The 20213-nt window shown below is 69.6% G+C and carries 20 protein-coding genes; 9 read left to right on the forward strand and 11 right to left on the reverse strand.

Going from position 1 to position 20213, the window contains the following annotated elements:
• Positions 1 to 6 precede the first annotated feature (6 nt).
• Positions 7 to 750 (forward strand): hypothetical protein, encoded by a 744-nt coding sequence (locus ACWIHT_RS35995; protein ID WP_456172539.1) that lies wholly within the window; start codon positions 7 to 9, stop codon positions 748 to 750.
• A gap of 7 nt (positions 751 to 757) precedes the next feature.
• On the opposite strand, the gene ACWIHT_RS36000 is transcribed toward ACWIHT_RS35995, so the two are convergent.
• Entirely contained in the window at positions 758 to 1177 is a 420-nt protein-coding gene (locus tag ACWIHT_RS36000) for a nitroreductase family deazaflavin-dependent oxidoreductase (protein WP_456172540.1), read from the reverse strand.
• Between the two features lie 102 nt (positions 1178 to 1279).
• Between ACWIHT_RS36000 and ACWIHT_RS36005 the strand changes: the two genes are divergently transcribed.
• Complete coding sequence (locus tag ACWIHT_RS36005; RefSeq protein WP_456172541.1) at positions 1280 to 1945, forward strand: TetR/AcrR family transcriptional regulator; 666 nt, start codon at positions 1280 to 1282, stop codon at positions 1943 to 1945.
• Between the two features lie 30 nt (positions 1946 to 1975).
• Here ACWIHT_RS36005 and ACWIHT_RS36010 read toward each other — a convergent pair whose 3' ends face one another.
• Positions 1976 to 2626: a PASTA domain-containing protein gene (locus ACWIHT_RS36010; protein ID WP_456172542.1), complete on the reverse strand. Its 651-nt coding sequence runs from the start codon at positions 2624 to 2626 to the stop codon at positions 1976 to 1978.
• 43 nt (positions 2627 to 2669) lie between these two features.
• On the reverse strand, positions 2670 to 3860 hold the full coding sequence (locus ACWIHT_RS36015) for a prolyl oligopeptidase family serine peptidase (RefSeq protein WP_456172544.1): 1191 nt from the start codon (positions 3858 to 3860) through the stop codon (positions 2670 to 2672).
• A 203-nt stretch (positions 3861 to 4063) separates the two neighbouring features.
• Here ACWIHT_RS36015 and ACWIHT_RS36020 point away from each other — a divergent pair, with 203 nt between their 5' ends.
• On the forward strand, positions 4064 to 4687 hold the full coding sequence (locus ACWIHT_RS36020; RefSeq protein WP_456172546.1) for a TetR/AcrR family transcriptional regulator: 624 nt from the start codon (positions 4064 to 4066) through the stop codon (positions 4685 to 4687).
• Positions 4688 to 4696: 9 nt separating this feature from the next.
• On the opposite strand, the gene ACWIHT_RS36025 is transcribed toward ACWIHT_RS36020, so the two are convergent.
• Genes ACWIHT_RS36025 through ACWIHT_RS36035 form a run of 3 tightly spaced genes read right to left on the reverse strand, consistent with a single transcriptional unit; the run spans position 4697 to position 7420 of the window.
• Positions 4697 to 5470, reverse strand: coding sequence for an SDR family NAD(P)-dependent oxidoreductase (locus tag ACWIHT_RS36025; RefSeq protein ID WP_456172547.1), 774 nt, complete (start codon positions 5468 to 5470; stop codon positions 4697 to 4699).
• Positions 5471 to 5504: 34 nt separating this feature from the next.
• Complete coding sequence (locus ACWIHT_RS36030) at positions 5505 to 6269, reverse strand: SDR family NAD(P)-dependent oxidoreductase (protein WP_456172548.1); 765 nt, start codon at positions 6267 to 6269, stop codon at positions 5505 to 5507.
• Between the two features lie 26 nt (positions 6270 to 6295).
• On the reverse strand, positions 6296 to 7420 hold the full coding sequence (locus ACWIHT_RS36035; protein WP_456172550.1) for an acyl-CoA dehydrogenase family protein: 1125 nt from the start codon (positions 7418 to 7420) through the stop codon (positions 6296 to 6298).
• 130 nt (positions 7421 to 7550) lie between these two features.
• Here ACWIHT_RS36035 and ACWIHT_RS36040 point away from each other — a divergent pair, with 130 nt between their 5' ends.
• Positions 7551 to 8723: a thiolase family protein gene (locus ACWIHT_RS36040; protein ID WP_456172552.1), complete on the forward strand. Its 1173-nt coding sequence runs from the start codon at positions 7551 to 7553 to the stop codon at positions 8721 to 8723.
• 15 nt (positions 8724 to 8738) lie between these two features.
• Here ACWIHT_RS36040 and ACWIHT_RS36045 read toward each other — a convergent pair whose 3' ends face one another.
• Positions 8739 to 10217: an aldehyde dehydrogenase family protein gene (locus ACWIHT_RS36045; RefSeq protein WP_456172553.1), complete on the reverse strand. Its 1479-nt coding sequence runs from the start codon at positions 10215 to 10217 to the stop codon at positions 8739 to 8741.
• 188 nt (positions 10218 to 10405) lie between these two features.
• Here ACWIHT_RS36045 and ACWIHT_RS36050 point away from each other — a divergent pair, with 188 nt between their 5' ends.
• Positions 10406 to 11665 carry an amidohydrolase family protein gene (locus ACWIHT_RS36050; RefSeq protein ID WP_456172554.1) on the forward strand — a complete coding sequence of 420 codons (1260 nt, stop codon included), beginning with the start codon at positions 10406 to 10408 and terminating at the stop codon, positions 11663 to 11665.
• Positions 11666 to 11745: 80 nt separating this feature from the next.
• On the opposite strand, the gene ACWIHT_RS36055 is transcribed toward ACWIHT_RS36050, so the two are convergent.
• Entirely contained in the window at positions 11746 to 12750 is a 1005-nt protein-coding gene (locus ACWIHT_RS36055) for an LLM class flavin-dependent oxidoreductase (RefSeq protein WP_456172555.1), read from the reverse strand.
• A gap of 63 nt (positions 12751 to 12813) precedes the next feature.
• Positions 12814 to 13587: an enoyl-CoA hydratase/isomerase family protein gene (locus ACWIHT_RS36060; protein WP_456172556.1), complete on the reverse strand. Its 774-nt coding sequence runs from the start codon at positions 13585 to 13587 to the stop codon at positions 12814 to 12816.
• Between the two features lie 116 nt (positions 13588 to 13703).
• On the opposite strand from ACWIHT_RS36060, the gene ACWIHT_RS36065 reads away from it, so the two are divergent.
• From ACWIHT_RS36065 to ACWIHT_RS36075, 3 genes are read left to right on the forward strand one after another with little or no spacing between them, the layout of a single operon-like run.
• Positions 13704 to 14012 (forward strand): hypothetical protein, encoded by a 309-nt coding sequence (locus ACWIHT_RS36065; RefSeq protein ID WP_456172558.1) that lies wholly within the window; start codon positions 13704 to 13706, stop codon positions 14010 to 14012.
• A gap of 18 nt (positions 14013 to 14030) precedes the next feature.
• The gene (locus ACWIHT_RS36070; RefSeq protein WP_456172559.1) at positions 14031 to 15548 is read left to right on the forward strand and encodes a class I adenylate-forming enzyme family protein; all 1518 of its coding nucleotides are present in this window, start codon (positions 14031 to 14033) and stop codon (positions 15546 to 15548) included.
• Positions 15545 to 16585, forward strand: coding sequence for a phosphotransferase family protein (locus ACWIHT_RS36075; RefSeq protein ID WP_456172560.1), 1041 nt, complete (start codon positions 15545 to 15547; stop codon positions 16583 to 16585). The genes ACWIHT_RS36070 and ACWIHT_RS36075 overlap by 4 nt, the downstream gene beginning before the upstream one ends.
• A gap of 148 nt (positions 16586 to 16733) precedes the next feature.
• On the opposite strand, the gene ACWIHT_RS36080 is transcribed toward ACWIHT_RS36075, so the two are convergent.
• Together ACWIHT_RS36080 and ACWIHT_RS36085 are read right to left on the reverse strand one after the other, a co-directional pair.
• The gene (locus ACWIHT_RS36080) at positions 16734 to 17513 is read right to left on the reverse strand and encodes an SDR family NAD(P)-dependent oxidoreductase (protein ID WP_456172561.1); all 780 of its coding nucleotides are present in this window, start codon (positions 17511 to 17513) and stop codon (positions 16734 to 16736) included.
• Positions 17510 to 18829, reverse strand: a complete 1320-nt coding sequence (locus ACWIHT_RS36085; protein WP_456172562.1) for an acyl-CoA dehydrogenase family protein — start codon at positions 18827 to 18829, stop codon at positions 17510 to 17512. The genes ACWIHT_RS36080 and ACWIHT_RS36085 overlap by 4 nt, the downstream gene beginning before the upstream one ends.
• 112 nt (positions 18830 to 18941) lie before the next feature.
• Here ACWIHT_RS36085 and ACWIHT_RS36090 point away from each other — a divergent pair, with 112 nt between their 5' ends.
• A complete protein-coding gene (locus tag ACWIHT_RS36090) occupies positions 18942 to 20174 on the forward strand; it encodes a CaiB/BaiF CoA transferase family protein (RefSeq protein ID WP_456172563.1) in 1233 nt (410 codons plus the stop codon).
• Positions 20175 to 20213: the final 39 nt, after the last annotated feature.

Raw genomic sequence — 20213 nt, forward strand, 5'->3', positions numbered from 1 at the left:
CCGTTGATGCGCCAGGACCTTCATTTCAGATTGGAACGCATCTCCGCGTGGTGCGGATTTGTACTGCTGCTGGGATTCGCCGTGGCTTTCTCCGTCGGCCATCTCATCACGCCGATGGACCCGACGAAGAACGCGCAAGGCGTAGTCGAATTCCTCACCGACCATCAGACGGGCATCCTCGCCTGCGCCGCGATCATGGTCCTCGTCGTGCCGTTCGAGTACCCGTTCGTCGTTCTGACCAGCATGCAGATGCGCCGTATCGAAGGCGGCTGGGGCCTGCTGTCCATGGTCCAGCTCACCACCGGCGTCGTCGCGCCGATCGGTTTCTTCTTCCCGATCGCGATACTCGCCGCCGCTGCCTACCGACCGGAAAGCCACTCGCCCGACGTGCTTTATGCGATGTCGGACATCTACTGGCTCATGCTGGTCGGCAACGCCTGCATATTCGTCCTCCAGGTCTGGTCGATCGGATTCGCGGCCCTCGTGGACGACCGTGCCAAGCCGGTGTTCCCGCGCTGGTTCGGCTATCTCAACCTGGTGCTCGGAGTTCTGCTCATCCCGGGCGCTTTCGTCTTCCTCACCAAGACCGGCCCGTTCGCCTGGAACGGACTCCTCGCGAACATGCTGCCCACGCTGGTGTATTTCATCTGGAAGATCGCCACGCCGATCGTGCTGCTGCGTGCCGTGAAATCCGAGGAGGAGGAAGCGAAGGCGAAGGCCGCCGAACCCGCCGCGCTCGCCAGCACATAGCCGGCCGTCAGCCGAGCTCCCGGGAGCCGACGATACGGAACGTGGGATGGTCGGCGGGTTCGGGCAGTTGACGGAACGTCTCGGCGACGGTCGGGAAGCGGCCGAACTGTTCCAGATAGACCCGGATCAACGGCGCGCGCTCCGCCACCGGCACCTCGACCGCCTCGAACTCCTCCCCGCGACCCTTGCGTTGGAGCCGTCCGCTCTGCGCGGCACGCAGATTGCGCGACCACTCGGTGTTGCCGCGGGGCGCTATCAGATAGCGCTCCCCGTCGTGGTCGAGGACGGCCACCGGCACACTCCGCCAGCGGCCCGACGTACGCCCCCGGACGCTCAGCGTGCTCAGCACCGACCGGGCGAAGAGCTTGGCCATCCGGTTGCCGATGACCCGGGCTCCCCACGGCGGGGGCAGGTAGGGGGCGCTCATCGGGACCTCCTCGAAGACGACGGTGAAGTAGTATCTAGGGTGACCCTAAATATAGGGTCACCCTAGACTCCTTGTCTCACTGAAATCTGGACGGAGGCGACCGTGGGACTGCGCGAGTTGAAGAAGGAGCAGACGCGGACACTGATCGCGGACATCGCCTGGCGGCTCTTCGCCGACCGGGGGTTCGACGCCGTGCGGGTCGCCGAGATCGCCCGCGAGGCACGTGTCTCCGAGGCCACCGTCTTCAACTACTTCCCACGGAAAGAGGACCTCCTCTACTCCCGGCTCGACGACTTCGGCGAACGGCTCCTCGCGGCGGTCGACTCCCGGCCCCCGGGCGCGTCGGTCCTGGACGCGCTGCGGACGTTCCTGACCGGGGCGACCGGACTCCTCGCCCAGGTCGCGGCGGGCGACGACGAGGCCCTCGTACGACTGCGGACCGTGCACCGCATGATCGCCGACAGCCCCACGCTACGAGTCCGCGAACAGCAGGCGATCACCGATGCGACGACGGCACTGGCCGCCCTCCTCGCGGCGGACCCGGGTGACACGGCAGGGACGGACGAGGTGACCGCGTACGTGGCGGCCAACGCCCTGATGGGTGTCCACCGGGCACTCATCGACCTCGTACGCCGACGCGTTCTCGCCGACGAGGCGCTCGACCGGCTCGCCGCGGACGTCCGCGCACAGGGCGCGCGTGCCTTCGCCCTCCTCGCGCACGGCCTCGCGGACCACGGCGTACGGCCAACAGCGGGGAACGGACGGTGAGTTCACCGGCCGTGCGACGACCTGCCACCGCTACGGGCAGGACTCCCCGAACTTCACCGCCTTGAACTCCACGGGCTGCCCGGTCAGTTGCGTCCCGGCCGACGGTTTCTGCGAGCACACCTGCCAGTTCGACGCCAGCAGGATGAAACGCCCCTTGCCGGACGCGTCCTTGACCGTGACCGACGTCCCGGACGCGAGTGCGGCGCGCGCGGTGTTCACGGACTTTCCCTTGAAGTCCGGCATCGTAGAACCGGCCCGTGCGGGCGCGGACCGGTCCTTCGACGGGCAGGTCTCGGCGAGCTTCACCGCGCCGAAGTCGAGCCGCGTGGTGGTGGCGACACGCATGCCGGCCTTCACGTTCTGGGAACAGACCTTCCAGTCCCGGTCGAGGATCTGGTGGCGGTCGCGGCCGAGCGCGTCATGGGACTTGAGGCTGTAGAAGCCCTGCTTCTGGGCGGCGTCCTGGGCGGACTGGAGCCCCATGCCCACGAAGGCGGGAACGGTCCTGGTCCCGCCACGGGTCTTGGCGTTGCCGCTCGCGCCCGCTGTCGTGCCCCCTTGCCCGGTGTCGGGGTCGCAGGCGGTTCCGAGGCCGCCGATGACGAGGACGCCCGCGATGGCTCCGACGATGAGCTTCCCGTCGCGCCGCCGCCTGGGCGACGGGAACACGGAGTTGGACACGGCAGGCCCCCTGATGTGTTCGGCAACGCGGGCTGATCCTCCGCTACTTGAGGTGTTGCCCCAGGAAGTCGACGATATGTCCCATCGTCTCCTGCGTGGACCAGGGCAGGGCGGCCGAGGTGTCGCCGGTGAAGGACAGGTCGCCGTGGCCCGCGCCGGTGAGGACGTAGCGGGTGCTCTCGATCCCCTTGGCGCGCAACGCCGTCTGAAGGTCCAGGGTTTCGCTCGGTGAGACCAGATTGTCGGCGCTGCCGTGGAACAGGACGAAGGGCGCCGTCCTGGAGCTGATGTGGGTCGCCGGGTCGGCCGCCGCGACCTCGCTGGTGCGGTCCGCGACCGACTTCTTGGTGCCGGGGCCGTAGACCCACTGGGCGGCACTGTTGCCCGCCGCGTAGTTGGACCTCTGGGCCGCCGTGTCGTAGTCGGCCGCCAGCTTGGACAGGTCGGCGGGGCCGAACTCGTCGACCACGCCCTGGACTTCACTGCTCTGGTCGAGGTTGTCGCCGACGTCGAAGGACTTCTCCCCGTTGGTCGTGCCGGTCATCGCGGCCAGGTAGCCACCGGCGGACTGGCCCCACACGGCGACGTGGTCGGCGTCGATGTCGTACTTGTCGGCGTTGGCGCGGAGGTAGCGCACAGCGGACTTCACATCGGCGACGGCGTCCTTGTACGTCGCGCCGTCCTTGGTGGTGCGGTACTGGAGGCTCGCGACGACATAGCCCTGGTCGGCGACATAGGTGCGCTGACTCAGGTTGGCGGTGCGGTCCGCCATGACGAACCCGCCTCCGGTCAGATAGACGACCAACGGCTTCTTGCCCGACGCGGACGTGGGCACCTGGATGTCCAGCTTCAGATCGGTCTTCTTGCCGTTGGTGGTCGGCGAGGAGTACGTGATGTCGTGCGTGGTGGTGATCCCGGACGTGGCGCACTGGATCTGCGCGCCCTTGGGGTCGATCACGGTGCTGGTGCTGGTGTCCGACTTCTTGATGGTCTTGGCCACCGGAAGGCCGCCCGCGTTGCCCGACGGCATCGCGCTGGGCGCCGCGGCGCTTGAGGCCGCCGTACCCGTGTGGCAGGCGGCCGTCCTGGCGCGGGCGCTGGTGCTGGACGTACCGCTGGACGGGCTGTCGCCGCCCGAGGAACAGGCGACCAGCGCAAGGCCCGCCGCGACGGTGATCGTGACGCCGGCGATGCCCCTCCGCCGGCCTGCCCGTGTCTTCTCTTCTTCTCGCATGTCTTCGTCTCCCGCGACATCGGACGGCAAACGGAGATCTAATCTCCGATTCTCGTTGCCACCGTAACATCAAACGGAGATGACATCTCCGTTTAGGTCTGCGGTGTCGCGGTCCGGAATCGAACCTGATCAAGGGGTGCGCAGCTCGCGGAAGTACGATGCGCTGGACGAATCGACATCACCCGGAAGGCGGGACGACTGGTATGGCGGAGCCCGCTGAACCCGCCAGGGCGCCGCTGCGGCGCGACGCCGAGCTGAACCGCCGCCGGCTGATGACCGCCGCCCGCGAGGTGTTCCGTGACCGGGGCCTGGCCGCGACCCTCGACGACGTCGCCCGCCACGCGGGGCTCGGAGTGGGGACGGCCTACCGGCACTTCGCCAACAAGGAAGAGCTGGTCGACGCCGTCTTCGAGGACATGATCGACCGGGTCGAGGCCTGCGCCCGGGAAGCCGCGGCCGATCCCGATCCATGGCACGGGCTGGCGACCAGCCTTGAGCAGGTGTGCGAACTCCAGGCCCACGATCGCGGGCTGCGCGAGGTCATGCTCGGCACCGGCAAGGCCGCCCAGCGGCACGCCCTCATCGACCGGCGGATCAAGCCCCTGGTCGATCCGTTGATCGACCGCGCCAAGGAGCAGGGCGCGCTGCGGGCCGACGTGGAGCCCCTGGACCTCCCGATGATCCAGCTGATGGTGGGGGCGGTCACCGACCAGACCGGAGAGCCGGACCTGTGGCGCCGCTATCTGCGGATGCTGCTGGACGGCATGCGCACCAGACCGGACGGAACCGAGCCGCTGCCCCCGGGCCCCAAGTCCCACCCGCTGTGACGCGAAACGCTAGACGGAGAGCGCGAACCCGCCCGTCACCCGCAGCGTCTCACCCGTGACGAACGACGCCTTCGACGAGACCAGATACAGCAGCGCCTCGACGATGTCCCGCTCCTCGCCCTCCTGTTGGAGGATCTGCTCGCCCAACACCCGCTTCGCCTCGGCCTCGGGCAGTTGGGCACGCACGGTGTCCGTGAAGATCAGACCCGGCGCGATCGCGTTGACACGGATGCCATCGGCCGCGAACTCCCGCGCGAAGGACACCGTCAGTCCGCGTACGGCGAGTTTGGAGACGCCGTAGATGCTGCGGTTGGCGTAGGCCGCCGACGAGGAGATGTTCACGATGGTGGCACCGGCCCGTCCCCGCATGGCCTGTTGGGCCGCGAGGGAGCAGATGACGACGCCCATGACGTTCACGTCGAGCACGCGGCGCACCTTGGCCAGGCCGAGTTCGGCGAACGGCCGGTTGTAAGCGGCGTGCAGGCCCGCGTTGTTGACCAGGATGTCGAGACCGCCGTGGCGTGCGACGACCTCGTCCATCACCGCCTCGACCGCCGTCTCGTCGGCCACGTCACAGGCCACGCCCGTCAAACTGCCCCCGGCGGCGCTGAGTTCGGCCGCGGCGGCCTCCGCCGCCGCGCCGTCGATGTCCGCGAGCACGACATGCGCGCCCCGCGCCGACAGCGCGGCGCCGAACGCCTTGCCGAACCCGCGCCCGCCCCCGGTGATGAACGCGACCTTGCCCTGGTGCTCGTCGTGCTCCGGCATTACGGATGCTCCCATCGTCGTCCTGGCTCCAACCGGCCCCCGACACCGGTCACTTGGGGCCGAACCGCTGCCCCGCGTCGAGCCGCAGGCACTGGCCGTTCAGCATCGGGTTGTCGACGATGGCGAGCGCGAGCTTCGCGTACTCCTCCGGCCGGCCGAGGCGTTTGGGGAACGCCGCGTCCTCGACCAGCGCCGCGCGCGCCTCGTCCGGGATCTTCTCGACGGCGCCCGTGTCGAACAGGCTGGGCGCGATGGCCATGACCCGGATGCCGAACGTGCCGAGATCGCGCGCCATGGTGAGACACATACCGGCGATCGCGGCCTTGGCGGCCGCGTAGGCGACCTGGCCGATCTGGCCCTCGAAGGCCGCGATCGACGACGTGTTGACGATGACACCGCGCTCGCCGTCCGGGTCCTCGGGCTCGTTGCGGCTCATGTGCGCGGCGGCGAGCCGGCTGATGTTGAACGTCGCGACGGTGTTGAGGTCGAGGATGCCGCGGAAGGTGTCGAGGTCGTGTGGACCGTTCCTGCCGAGCGTCCGTTTCGCCTTGCCGCCACCGGCGGTTGTGATCGAGACGTGCAGTCCGCCCAGCGATTCCACGGCGGCGGCGAGCGCACTCTCCGTCGCCTCGAAGTCGGTGACGTCGACCGGCTCGAAGCGTCCGCCCAGCGCCGCGGCGACCTCGGCACCGGCCGACGCCGGACGGTCGAGTACGACGACGTCGGCGCCGCGTGCCGCGAGCAACTCGGCGCTGGCGCGGCCCATTCCGGAGGCCCCGCCGAACACCACGGCCTTCTTGCCCTTGATCTCCATCGATCTCGATTCCCTTTCGCTTGCGCTCAGGCCGACGCGGCGGACCGCTGAAGGAGGGTGCAGAGCCGGTCGCGGTGCACGGCGGCGTCCCCGTACAGCAGCCGGTCGGCCCTGGCCCGGCGCAGATGGAGGTGGAGGTCGTGCTCCCAGGTGAAACCGATCCCGCCGTGCAACTGGAGTGCCCGCGCGGCGACTTCACCGCTGCCGGCCGTGGCGTAGGAGGCGGCGGCACAGGCCGCCCGGGCGGAGTCGTCCGCACCGGCGTCGGCGGCCATCGCCGCGTAGTACGTCGCGGCCCGGGTGCCGTGCACCAGCAGCGCCATGTCGGCGCAGGCGTGCTTGACGGCCTGGAAACTCCCGATCGGCCGCCCGAACTGCACCCGGCTCCTGGTGTGTTCGACGGTCAGCTCCAGCATCCGCTCCAGCACGCCCAGCGCGTCGGCACACCGCAGGACGGACGCCTCGTCGAGCAGTGCCTGGATGTCGGCGGGCCCACCGTCGAGACGTGCGTCGAGCGGCACGCGTACGGTGTCCAGGCGGACCTCGTGGAACGCGCGGGTGGGATCCAGGACGCGCTGCCGCCGGACGGTGACCCCAGGAGCCGCGCGGTCGACGAGGAAGGACGCCGGTTCGCCGTCGTGGAGTGCGGTGACCAGCAGCCAGCGCGCACCGCCGGCATCCTGCACGACGGTCTTGACCCCGTCGAGGACGACTCCGTCGCCGTCGCCGCGTGCCGTGGCGTGGATCCCGTCCAGCGTCCAGGGCGCGTGCGGTTCGGCGAAGGCCCAGGTGGCCCAGCTCTCCCCGGCGGCGAGCGCGGGCAGCACCTCGGAGCGCAGCCGCTCGGAACCGCCGTAGGCGATCGCCCGGCCGACAAGTGCGGTCGCCAGGAAGGGGCCCCGGCCCAGCGCGCGTCCGATCTCCTCGGCGACCAGGGCGAGTTCGACCAGTCCCTGGCCGGAACCGCCGTACTCCTCGGGCAGGGCCAGCCCTGGCCAGCCGAGGTCGGACGTCAGCCGCCACAGCTCGGGGTCGACGTCGTCGGACCGGTCCATCCAGGCCCGTACGACGGCGATCGGGGCCCGGTCGGCCAGCAGGTCGCGCGAGGCCTCGCGGAGCATGGCCTGCTCCTCGCTGAGCTCGAAGTTCACCAGCCACCACCCGGTCCACAGCGGATCAATACCTCGAAGAAGGTATCCTCTTTTGCGTCGTTGGTCGAGATCCAGAGCCGTTTCAGGGCGTTCTTACCTGCGCCTCGCCAAGTTGAGTATCATCAATTGCATGACTGATGCCGTTCTGCTCGCCGCCTGCCGCACCGCGATCGGTACCGCTCGGAGGGGAACACTCCGGGACACCAGCGCCTTCGACCTCGCCACCGTCGTCGTACGGGAGGCCGTGCGGCGCTCGGGGCTGCCGCTCGATCTGATCGACGACGTCGTCCTCGGCGAGACCATGGCCGGTGGCGGGGACATCGCCCGCTACGCGGCGCTCGAAGCGGGGCTCACGCATGTGCCGGGGCTCGCCCACAACCGGCACTGCGCCTCGGGGCTGGCCAGTGTGGCGACCGCGGCGGCGGGGGTGATGGCAGGCATGGACCGTGCGGTCGTCGCCGGCGGCACCCAGTCCTCGTCCACCGCTCCGCAGGCCCGGCGCCGGATTCCGGGCACCGACGAATGGCAGGACCCCTGGTCGTCGCCCTCGCACGCGACGACCCGCGAGGCCCCCAACAATGACATGGCCACGCTGGTCGGCTGGAACACGGCCCGGCTGACCGGTATCTCCCGCCAGGACATGGACAGTTGGGCTCTGCGCTCGCACCAGCGGGCCGTCCGGGCGATCGACGAGGGGCAGTTCGCCGACGAGATCGTCCCCGTGGAGGTCACCGACCGCAGCGGCTCGGTCTCCGTGTTCGACACCGACGAACACCCGCGCCGCGACACCAGCATCGAGAAGCTCGCCGCACTGAAGGCGCTGCGCCCCGAGATAGAGGGCTACTCCATCACCGCGGGCAACTCCAGTGGGGTGAACGACGGTTCGGCCGCGGTCGTCGTCGCCTCCTCCGAGATCGCCGCCCGTCATGGGCTCACCCCACTCGCCACCGTACGGTCCTGGGCCAGCGTCGGCGTCGACCCCGTCGAGACGGGACTGGCCCCGATCGCAGCCATCCGCAAGGCACTTGACCTGGCCGGACTGCGGATCGAGGACGTCGATCTGTTCGAGATCAACGAGGCCTTCGCCGCGGTCGCCGTCGCCGCCACCCGTGAACTGGGCCTGGACGCCGAGCGGGTGAACCCCTTCGGCAGCGGGTGCAGCCTCGGCCACCCGATCGCCACCACCGGCACCCGCATGATCGTCACGCTCGCGCACGAGCTGCGCCGCCGTGGCGGAGGCACGGCGGTCGCGGCGATGTGCGCGGGCGGCGGCATGGGATCGGCGCTGGTGCTCACCGTGTGACCCGTCGGGCACGCGTCAGCGGGCCGCCCAGCTCACCGCCTTCGTCTGCAGATACTCGTCGAGCCCGAACTCGCCCCACTCCCTGCCGAGTCCACTCTGCTTGTAGCCGCCGAACGCGGATCGCGGGCTCACTCCGGCGCTGCCGCCGTTGATCGTGACCCCGCCGGTCCGCAGTCGCGTCGCCATCTCGTAGGCGGCCACGGTGTCGGCGCTCCACACGGCACCGCCGAGACCGTACGGACTGTCGTTGGCGATGTGTACCGCCTCCTCGTCGGAGCGGAACGGGATGACGACGCCGACCGGTCCGAAGAACTCCGTCCGGGCGACGGCCATCGCGTTGTCCACGGCGGCGAAGAGCGTCGGCTCCACGAAATAACCCCGGTCGAGCCCGGACGGCCGCTTGCCACCGCACACGATCCGGGCGCCCTCCTCCTCGCCGACCCGGATCAGCTTCTCCACCTTGTCCCGCTGGGCCGCGCTGATGAGTGGCCCCATTGTGGTGGCCGCGTCGGCGGGGTCGCCGACCCTGACCCCGGCGAGGGCCGCGCTCAGCCGGTCGACGAACTCGTCGTGGACGGACTCGTGCACCAGCGTGCGCGTCAGCAGCGAACAGCCCTGTCCCGCATGGGTGGTCATGCCGGAGAACGCGGAGCGGACGGCGCCGTCGAGGTCGCCGTCGGCGCGCACGATGTTGGCCGACTTGCCGCCGAGTTCCAGGACGACCTTCTTCATGGAGGCCGCGGCCTGGGAGTACACCGTGCGGCCCACCGTGTCCGACCCGGTGAAGCTGACGAGGTCCACCATCGGGTGCGTGGTCAGCTCCCGGCCGGCCTCCACATCGCCGGTCACGATGTTCAGCACCCCCGGCGGCAGCCCGGCCGCGTCCGCGAAGTCGCCGAGCAGCAGCGAGTCGAGCGGGGTCTGCGGCGCAGGCTTCAGGACGACGGTGCAGCCCGCGGCGAGGGCGGGGATGACCTTCATCATGCTGAGGAAGAAGGGGAAGTTGTACGCCGAGATCAGCGCGCACACCCCGAACGCCTCGCGGCGCAGCACCCCTTGGAAGATGCCGGCGCCCGGCGCGATCGTGGGATCCATCGGACGCTCCCACGCGAAGCGGGGTATCACCCGCTCGGCCATGTCCCGCAGATGCGCCACCGGCACCCGCGTCTGTAGCGTCTCCGCAAGCCCGCGCACCGAACCCGCCTCGGCCATGTTGATGGCGACCAGCTCGGGCAGCCGCCGCTCCAACTCCTCGGCCATGCGCAGCAGTACCGCGCCCCGCTCGGCGGGCCTCATCCGCGGCCACGGCCCCTCGTCGAAGGCCCGCCGCGCCGCCTCGACCGCCCGCCGCACATCCCCGAGCGAGGAGTCCGGAACCTCGGCGACCGTCTCCTCCGTCGCCGGATTGCGTACGACGATCCGCGCGTCCGACGTGCCGTCGGTGTGCCGTCCGTCGATGTAGAGCCGCGAAGAGAACGAGTGCGTCGTCGTCATGTGCCGTCTCCTCATCAAGTGTGTCCCGTGTTGAGTGTACTGAATTAAGGGGGGCGGGTCAGGAGTGTGCCAGTTTTATTGACTCGACCGGTCGGTACAGCTAACTTCGCAGATATCTGGGGGTCGGCCTTCTGGCTACGAACGACGGAGTTCGAAAAGAGGTACCGCCTGTGTTCAAGGAATTTGTCGTGTCCGGCGATTCGCATATCATCGAGCCGGTCGATCTGTTCAAGACCCGCCTGCCCAAGGATCTCCGCGAGCGTGCTCTGTGGGAAGAGGAGTTCACCCTCGACGAGCCGATCGTGCCGGGTGGGCACACGGAGTTCAAGAAGCTCCATACCATCGGGTTCGACGGCTGGACGATCTCCAAGTACCGCCAGACGGGCGGGGAGACGCCGGACGGGGATCCCGAGCACATCATCCGGGACATGAACTTCGACGGTGTGGATGCTTCGGTGATGTTCCCGAATCTCTCGCTGTTCGTCCTGTTCACCGATGACCACGAGCTGTCGATGGCTCACGCGCGGGTGTGGAACGACTACCTCGTCGAGAGGTACCTCCCCTACAAGGACCGGCTGCGCCCCACCGCCGCGATCCCGATCACGGACGTCCCCGCTGCCGTGGCCGAGATCGAGCGGATCGCGGGCCTCGGCCTCGGCGCCATCCTGCTGCCGGAGATCCCGCCGCTGCCGTACTACGCGCGGGAGTACGACCCGATCTGGGCCGCCGCGCAGGCCCACGGCCTGCCGGTCTTCATCCACGTCGCCACCGGCGGGGTGAAGGTCAAGGAGGGCATCTCCGGGACGGCGCGGACCGTGCGCGGTCTGATGACGTCCATGAACATGGGCAAGGGCAACCTGACCGACGACATGGTGGCGGGGCGGACCATGGGCTTCGCGGCCGGTGCCGGTGTGGCGGGTCCGCAGGGCATCATCGCCAGCCTGGTCGGCGGCGGGGTGTGCGAGCGCTTCCCCGACCTGCACTTCAACCTGATCGAGTACACGGCCGGCTGGCTGGTCTCCTTCATGGGCTACATGGACAAGGCGTGGAAGACGGGCACCGGTCAGGACCCCGACTGGTGGCTCGGCTTCTGGGACGACAGCCGTCCGGCGAACGAACAGCCCTCCATGGGAAGGCTGTTCGCGATCAACGACAAGTGGCCCTACCCGCTCAAGCCCACCGAGTACGTCCAGCGCCAGATCCATGTGCAGTTCGCGGACGACCCCACGGCGGTCAAGGCACGTCACATCACCGGTCTGTCGACGGTCATGTGGGGCAACGACTACCCGCACGCGGAGGGCACCTTCCGCAGCAGCGCGGAGTGCATCGCGGAGAACTTCGAGGGCGTGAACGACGAGGACCGCGCGGCCATCCTGGGCGGCACGCTCGCCGATGTCGTGCACTTCGACAAGAGCAGGAAACTCGCCCCGGTCACCGAAAGTGCCTGACCATCGGAACGGCGTTTCAGGGCACTGAAACGCGATGACAGCGGCGGGCGGTCCGAGGGTGCCGTCCGCCGCTTCTCCTGTCACGGCGTGGGCAGTTCGCCGATCAGGGCGAGGGAGGCGCGGGCATACGCGGCCCGGCGCCGCCGGCCCACCAGGAAGCTGGGCGGTGCGAAATAGCCGACGTCACGAGGGAGCGAACCGGCGCGAGCGGCCAGCATGCCCTTCGCGTCGGCCGTCGTCCCGCACACGGCGATCGCGGTCAGCATCTCGTCGGTGACCGCGGCGGCCATCGCGTCCGTGTCCCCGGCCCGGAACGCCTTGCGCAACTGGTCCACCGGGCCCTCCCAGCCGTGGTGCGCGACGAACGGGTCGTACGTCTTCACCGTGAGGTAGAAGGCGATCATCCGGCGGGCGTCGGCCACCGCGCGTTCGGGCGCGGAGTCGTCCACCGCCGTGATGACCCAGCCGTGTTCCAGGGGCGGTTCGGTGCGTCCGGCGGCTACGGTGCCGCGCTCGACGGACGGTCGTACGACGTCGTTCCACCAGGAGCGGGTGAACAGCCCGTGCCCGATGACGCCGTCGGCGACCCGGCCCGCGGTGGCGGCCATCCGCGTGTTGAACGCGGCGAGCAGCACGGGGATGTCGAGCCGACCGAGCACCGGGGCGCGGACATCGGCGTCCAGCGAGTAGAACTCGCCGGAATAGTGCACCTTTTCGCCGTTCTCCGCGTGCAGCCAGGCGCGCACGGCACCGACCGTCTCCGCGATCCGGTCCACCGGGCGGTCGGCGGGTACGTCGAGCCAGTCGCGGTTGATGCGGAACGCGGCACTGCCCAGGCCGAGGAAGAGCCGCCCCGGCGCCTGGGCGTGGAGCTGGCGCAGCGCGGTGGCGTGCGCGTACGGGGTGCGGGCGAAGGCGTAGGCGATGGCGGGCCCCGCCAGGGCGCGTTCGGAGTTCGCGACGATCTCTGCGAGGGTGAGGTAGGCGTCGTGGTCGACGAACTCACCGGCGCAGAAGGCGCCCGCACCGGCCTCCTCGGCCTCGTGCGCCACCTCTCGGCCCGGCCAGGGCATGCCGAATCGCATCAGAGCCAGCCCTTCATGGAACCTCGTAAAAAAGGATACTGTTTTATGGAGCGTAGGGGAGTGTCAGCGCAGTGTCCACCGCCCCCGCGGCACCGCGGCACGGTCCACCTCGGCCTTTCCGACGGGGTTCCCGATCTGCGTGTACGACAGCCCGGTGCGCAGGGCCTGGGTGCGGGTCGAGTCAAGGGACTCCCAGATCGCACGGACCGTGCCCTGGATCGCGGCCGGCGGTTTGGCGGCGATGATGCGCGCGATCTCGTCCGCCCGGTCCCAGAGCCGTTCGCCCGGCAACACCTCGCTGACCAGGCCGATTTGGAGGGCGCGCGCGGCCGACACCCGCTCGTCCAGGCCGAGCAGGGCGATACGCAGGGTCTCGCCGAGCGGGATGCGGCGAGCCAGCCCGATCGGTTCGAGGGCGGCGGTGAGTCCGTAGCTGACATGCGGGTCGAAGAAGGTCGCGTCGTCCGAACAGATCAGGATGTCGGCCTCGTTGAGCCAGTAGAAGGCGCCACCGGCGGCCATCCCGTGCACCGCGCAGACCAGCGGTTTCCACACCTGGTTCAGCTTCGGCGACAGGAACTCCCCGGGGTCGGTCTGCGACCAGACGTTGGGATGCCGGTCGATGCCCTCCTTGACGTCCATGCCGGTGCTGAACGCGCGCTCGCCCGAGCCGCGCAGCACGACAACACGCACGTCGTCGTCGGTCTTCACGGTCCGCCAGATGAGCGCGAACTCCTCCAGCATCTCCTGGTTGAAGCTGTTCATGGCCTGCGGCCGGTTCAGGGTGACGGTGGCGACATGGTCGGTCACCTCGAACAGGACGGTCTTGAGGTCCATCCGGCGACTCCGTTCGTCGTCTCGGTTCATCATCTCGACGCGATCGAGGTAAGTAGTATACTTTTTTCTGGTCTTCGGGCGCCCGGAACGGAACAAGATCCGCGGAGGAACCTGCGATGAGGCCACGAGTGGGACAGATGCTCGCCAGCACGGTGGACACGACGGCGGTGATCGTCGTGCGCTGCCCTGACAACGACCTGGACATCACCTGCGGCGGTGCCGCGATGGCCGAGGGGCCCGCGAGCGGGGCCCCCACCGGCACCGCGGACCCGGACCTGATGGGCGGTTCACTGCTCGGCAAGCGGTACGCCGACGAGGAACTCGGCCTCGAACTCCTCTGCACGAAACAGGGACCGGGCACCCTCGCGGTGAACGGCCTCCCGCTGCCCGTGAAGACCGCGAAGCCGCTCCCGGCCTCGGACTGAGAAGAGGGAAGCGCGCCGATGAACGTGTCGATGATCCTGGACATGGCCGCCGAGGGCTTCGGCGACCGGATCGTGATCGGACGCGCACAGGACGGGCTCACCCCCGTACGGCTGCGCGAACTGGCCCTCGGCGGTGCCGGGTTGGTCCGCGCGGCCGGCGCCGACGCGCTCGTGTACCTGGCCACCAACGGCCCCGCCTTCGCCGTCGCCCAGTTCGCGGCGGCCCACGCCGGAGTCCCGCTCGTCCCGGTCAACTACCGCCTGGGCGAAGAGCAGTTGGACGCGCTGCTCGCGAACCACCCGCACGCCCTGGTGATCGCGGCCGCCGACCAGGACGCCGCCCCGCGTCGCGCCGGACTGCCGGTCCGTAGCCCGGCCGAATGGCTCACCGAGGCTGCCGCGCACACCGACGGCGACACCGAACCGGCCCCGCCGACCGACGCCCCCGCCGTGCTGATCTACACCAGCGGCACCACCTCGGCCCCGAAGGGTGTGGTCCTGCGTCACCACAACCTGGTGTCGTATGTGCTCGGCACGGTGGAGTTCGCCGCGGCGGACCCCGCCGAGTCAGCGCTGATGAGTGTGCCGCCGTACCACATAGCCGCCGTCTCCAATGTGCTGACGAACCTCTACGCCGGCCGACGCACGCTCACCCTCGACCAGTTCACCCCGGTGGGCTGGCTCGGCCTCGTCCGGGAAGAGCGGATCACCCACGCGATGGTGGTGCCGACCATGCTCGCCCGGATCATGGACACGGAGGGCCTGGACCGATCAGTGCCCTCAATGCGCTCGCTCGCCTACGGCGGCGCCAGGATGCCGGTGCGCGTGATCGAGACGGCGCTGCGCTCCTGGCCAGGGGTCGACTTCGTCAACGCCTATGGCCTGACGGAGACTTCGTCCACGATCTCCGTGCTCGGCCCGGCCGAACACCGCGCGGCCGTCAACAGCGACGACCCCGCCGTACGGGCCCGGCTCGGCTCGGCCGGACTGCCGGTGCCGGGCATCGAGATCGAGGTGCGTGACGTGACCGGGGAGCCCCTGGGTGCGGGGGAGACCGGGCAGATCTGGGTGCGCGGCGAACAGGTCTCGGGGGAGTACGCAGGTCAGGGCTCCGCCGTCGACGAGCGCGGGTTCTTCCACACCCGCGACCGGGGCCGCCTCGACGCCGACGGCTACCTCCACATCGAGGGCAGGACCGACGACACGATCATCCGCGGCGCGGAGAACATCGCCCCCGCCGAGATAGAGGACGTACTGCTGCGCCACCCGGACGTGCTCGACGCCGTCGTGGTCGGTGTCCCCGACGAGGAGTGGGGCCAGCGCATCGAGGCCGTGGTCGTACCCCGCGACGGCGCCCAGGTCGACGCCGGAGCACTGCGCGCGGCCGTGCGCGGCACCCTGCGCGGCTCGAAGACCCCGGAACGCATCACGTACTGGACCGAACTACCGCGCACGGTGACCGGCAAGCTCGTGCGCCGCGACATCGTGGCGGCACTCACCGCACCGGAGAACGGGACGAAAGGGCAGCAGCCATGAGCGTCGTCGCCACCAACAGCCCTGCCCTTGTACGAGAGTTGACGGACCGCACGGCCGCAGTGGTCGGCGGCTGGATTCCCGGCGCCACCGTCGACGGCGTCGAACCGCTCACCGGCGGCACGTCGAGCCTGACGTTCGTCGCCGCCCTGTCGGGTGTCCCGGCGGGCTACGAACGTGTCGTTCTCAAGGTGGCCCCGCCCGGCCTGCCCCCGGTCCGCAACCGGGACGTGCTGCGCCAGGCGCGGCTCATGGCGGCCCTGGCCGGACAGCCGGGCGTGCGGGTGCCGAAGGTGCTGTTCTGCGACGCGGGCACGCCCCCGGACGTCCAGCCTTTCGTGGCAATGGAGTTGGTGCCGGGGGAGTGCGTCGAACCGGTGCTGCTGCCTCGCGGCACTCTGGCGCCGGGGGAGGTGCGGGCCCGTGCCCTGGACGCGGCCAGGATGCTGGCCGACCTGCACCGGGTGGATCCGGCGCGGACGGCGCTCGCGGCGGAACCGGCCGTGTCGCTCCACGCCGAGATCGACCGCTGGACGCGGGCGTTCGGCACCGTCCCCGACGACCTGCGCGCCGGGCACGAGGCGGTCGCCGACCGGCTGCACGCCACCGCGCCCGCCGCGATGACACCGGTGTTCACCCACGGCGACTACCGGCTCGGCAACACGTTGTGCGCGGACGGCTCGGTCACGGCGATCATCGACTGGGAGATCTGGTCGCTCGGAGACCCCCGCGTCGACATGACCTGGCTGACCTTCTTCACCGACGAGGCCCGTCACCCCGCCTCCGCGTCGGACGAGCCGACCGGCATGCCGAGCAAGGCCGAACTCGTCGGCACCTACGAGGAGTTGCGAGGCGAACCGCTCCGGGACCTGTTCTGGTTCGAGGCGCTCACCAAGTACAAGGAGTCCGCGGCGACCGCCCTGCTGATCAAACGGGGCCGTAAATCAGGACAGTTGAACGCCATGCACCAGCGGATGCTGCCCGCGCTGCCGGTGTTGCTGGACGAGGCGGCCGAACTGCTGGGCACAGCGCGAAGTTGACGTATGCCCAGACCGAGGGCTGCGACGATGAAGGAGCACTTGGCCCCGTTCATCGCGCGCAGGCCCTCCGGCCGAGGCGGCCTCCGCCGTCGTGTTCCTCGCGAGCGACGAGGCGTCCCAGATCCACGGCGGTGCAGGAGCGTCAGCGTCAGTACAGCCCGCCGTCGACCCTGATGAGCGCCCCCGTCGTATAGCTCGACGCGTCGCTCGCGAGGTACAGCGCGGTGCTGACGATCTCCTCCGGCTGTCCGGGACGCCCGATCGCGCTCCGTGTCGTCTCCCGTTTCTCCGGCGCCCAGGCCTTGGAGATGTCGGTGAGGAACGGCCCCGCCGAGATCGTGTTGACGCGCACGGTCGGGCCGTACTCCAGGGCGAAGACCGTCGTGAGCGCGTTGAGCGCGGCCTTGGCACCGGCGTACGGGCCGAAGCGTGGCTGTGGCATCAGCGCCCCGGACGACGAGACGTTGATGATCGAGCCCCCGTTCTCCGAGTCGGCCATCCGCTGTCCGATCAGCGAGGCGAGCCGGAACGGGCCCTTGAAGTTGACGCCGATCACCTTGTCGAAGAGCTCCTCGCTGGTGTCGGCCGAGGAGGGGGCGAGGGGTGACATGCCGGCGTTGTTGACCAGCACGTCGACCCGGCCGAACTCCTCGTAGGCCGCGTCGGCGAGGCGCGCCAGGTCGTCCCAGTGGCCGACATGGGCGGCGACGGGCAGGGCGCGGCGCCCCAGGGCCCGCACCTCGTCCGCCACGGCCTCGCACGCGTCGAGTTTGCGGCTGGCGATGACGACATCGGCGCCCGCGGTGGCGAAGGCGCGCACCATGGCCAGCCCCAGGCCCCGGCTGCCGCCCGTGACCAGCGCGACCTTGCCGGACAGGTCGAACAGGTCGGCCGGGGCCAGGGACTTGGTGTCGCGTGCCTCGCTCATGCCTGCACCCGGCCGGTGAGGCTGTCGTCCTCGACGATGTGGGCGTACCGCTTGCGGGCGGCCTCCAGCTTCGGCGGGATGTGTTCGCTGGGGAACAGACCGTCGGCCGGACGGCGGTTCTTGAGCAGCTGCTTGGCGATCGTGGTGCGGTGCACTTCCGTGGGGCCGTCGGCGAGTGCGAGGTTCGGTGCGGCCATCCACCATTTGGCGAGCGGGAGTTCGTTGGTGGTGCCGAGTGAGCCGTGCACGTGCAGGGCTCGCTGGATGACGTCGTGCAGCACCTTCGCGGTCTGCACCTTGCACATCGCGATCTGGGTGCGGGCGGCACCGTGCGGCTGGGTGTCGATGATCCAGGCGGTGTGCAGCACCAGCAGCCGGAACTGCTGCAACTCCACCCAGGAGTCCGCGATGAACTGCTGCACGGCCTGCTTCTCGGCGAGAAGAGTGCCCTGAGTACGCCGGGACACCGCGCGCTCGCACATCATGTCGAAGGCGCGCGTGCACTTGCCGACGGTCCGCATCGCGTGATGGACGCGGCCCCCGCCGAGCCGGGCCTGGGCGACCTTGAAGCCCTCGCCGGGACCGCCGAGCATGGCGTCGAGGGGGACCCGCACCTGGTCGTAGCGGATATAGGCGTGGATGCCCTCGTCGAGGGAGTCGCGCTCGTCCATCGTGCCGACGTTGCGCTTGATCTCGATGCCGGGTGTCTCGGCCGGGACGATGAACATCGACATCCGGGCGTGCGGCGGCGCCTCCGGGTCGGTGACGGCCATGACGATGAGGAAGGCCGCGTACCGGGCGTTGGAGGAGAACCACTTCTCCCCGTCGATCACCCACTCGTCCCCCTCGCGCCGCGCCCGGCACACGAACTCCTTCGGATCGGCCCCCGCCTGCGGTTCCGTCATCGAGAAGGTGGAGACGATGTCCCCGTCGAGCAGGGGCTGGAGATAGCGCGCCTTCTGCTCCTCGGTGCCGAACATGGCCAGGATCTCCGCGTTGCCGGTGTCCGGAGCGGCGGTGCCGAACACCGTCGGCGCCCAGTAGGAGCGGCCGAGGATCTCGTTGAGGTAGGCGAGCTTCACCTGGCCGTAGCCCGCGCCGCCGAGTTCCGCGCCGAGGTGGCAGGCCCACAGGCCCTGGGCGCGGACCTGGTCCTGGAGCGGTTTGAGGATCGCGCGGGCCTTTTCGTTGCGCGTGTCGTACGGGTCTCCGCCGTGCGGAAAGAGGAGGTCGAGCGGCTCGACCTCCTCCCGTACGAAGGCCGTCGCCCAGTCCAGTTTGGCCTGGAACTCGGGTTCGATCGAGAAGTCCAGCATCGGCCCTCCGGAAGGTGCGGGTTGGTCGGCGACAGCAAAACAGTATACTTTTTAGCGAGGTTCGGTCCATACTCGGAGTGCGTGACGGCAGATGAGTATGAGGAGTTGGTCGATGCGCAGGCCGATGGAGGGCGTACGCGTTCTCGAAGTAGCCCAGTTCACCTTCGTCCCGGCGGCGGGTGCAGTGCTCGCCGACTGGGGCGCTGATGTGATCAAGATCGAACACGCCGAACGCGGCGACGGACAGAGGGGGTTGGTCCGTGTCCTCGGTTACGACGCCACGAGCGCGGGGTCGTCGTTCTTCCCGATCGTGGAGGGACCCAACCGGGGCAAACGCAGCGTCGGCCTCGCCCTGGAGAAGCCGTCGGCCCGCAAGGCCTTCGAGGAACTGGTCCGCCGCAGCGATGTGTTCCTGACCAACTTCCTGCCCGAGGCGCGCGCGAAACTGCGCATCGAACTAGAGGACATCCGGGCCATCAACCCGGACATCATCTACGTACGCGGCAGCGGTTTCGGCCAGCGCGGCGACGAGGCCACCAAGGGCGGCTACGACAGCACGGCCTTCTGGGCGCGTGGCGGCAGCGCGGCCGGTGTCACACCGCCGGGCGCGGACCGGATGATCCGCATGCCCGCGGGCGCCTACGGCGACTCGATGGGCGGCATGACGATCGCCGGCGGTATCGCCGCCGCCCTCTACTCCCGCGCGACGACCGGCGAACCCTCCGTGGTCGATGTGTCGTTGCTCGGTGTCGGTGCGTGGGCGACCCAGTTCACGGTCAACATGGCGCTGATGAACGGCGGACCGCTGCCGGTGAACGTCCAGCCCCGCCACGGCTCGCGCACCAACCCCCTCATCGGGGCGTACCTGACCTCGGACGGACGCTGGATCGAACTGGCGATGCTCCAACCCGGCCGCTACTGGGCCGAGTTCTGCAAGCTCGCCGGACGCGGCGAACTCGCCACCGACGAACGCTTCGACAGCACCGAGAAGTTGATGGCCAACGCGGCTCAGGCGGCCGGCCTCGTCGCCGAACTCATCGCGTCCCGCACCTTCGAGGAGTGGGTGGAGATCCTCTCCCGGGGTGAGGGCCAGTGGTCGGTGGTGCAGAATGCCTGGGAGGTCGGCCAGGACCCCTCGCTGCGCGCCAACGGACTCATCGCCTCCGTCGTGGACGCGGACGGCGTCGACCGCGAACTCGTCGCCAACCCCGTCCAGTTCGACGAGACCCCGGTCGACATCACCCGGGCGCCGCAGTTCGCGGAGCACACCGACGAGGTCCTGCGCTCACTCGGTCTCTCCGACGAGGAACTGATCGGGCTGAAGATCGACGGCGCCGCGACATGACCGCCGTCCACGACGCGCAGACCGTACGAAAGGAGCCGT

This window comes from Streptomyces sp. NPDC002276, assembly GCF_053891435.1.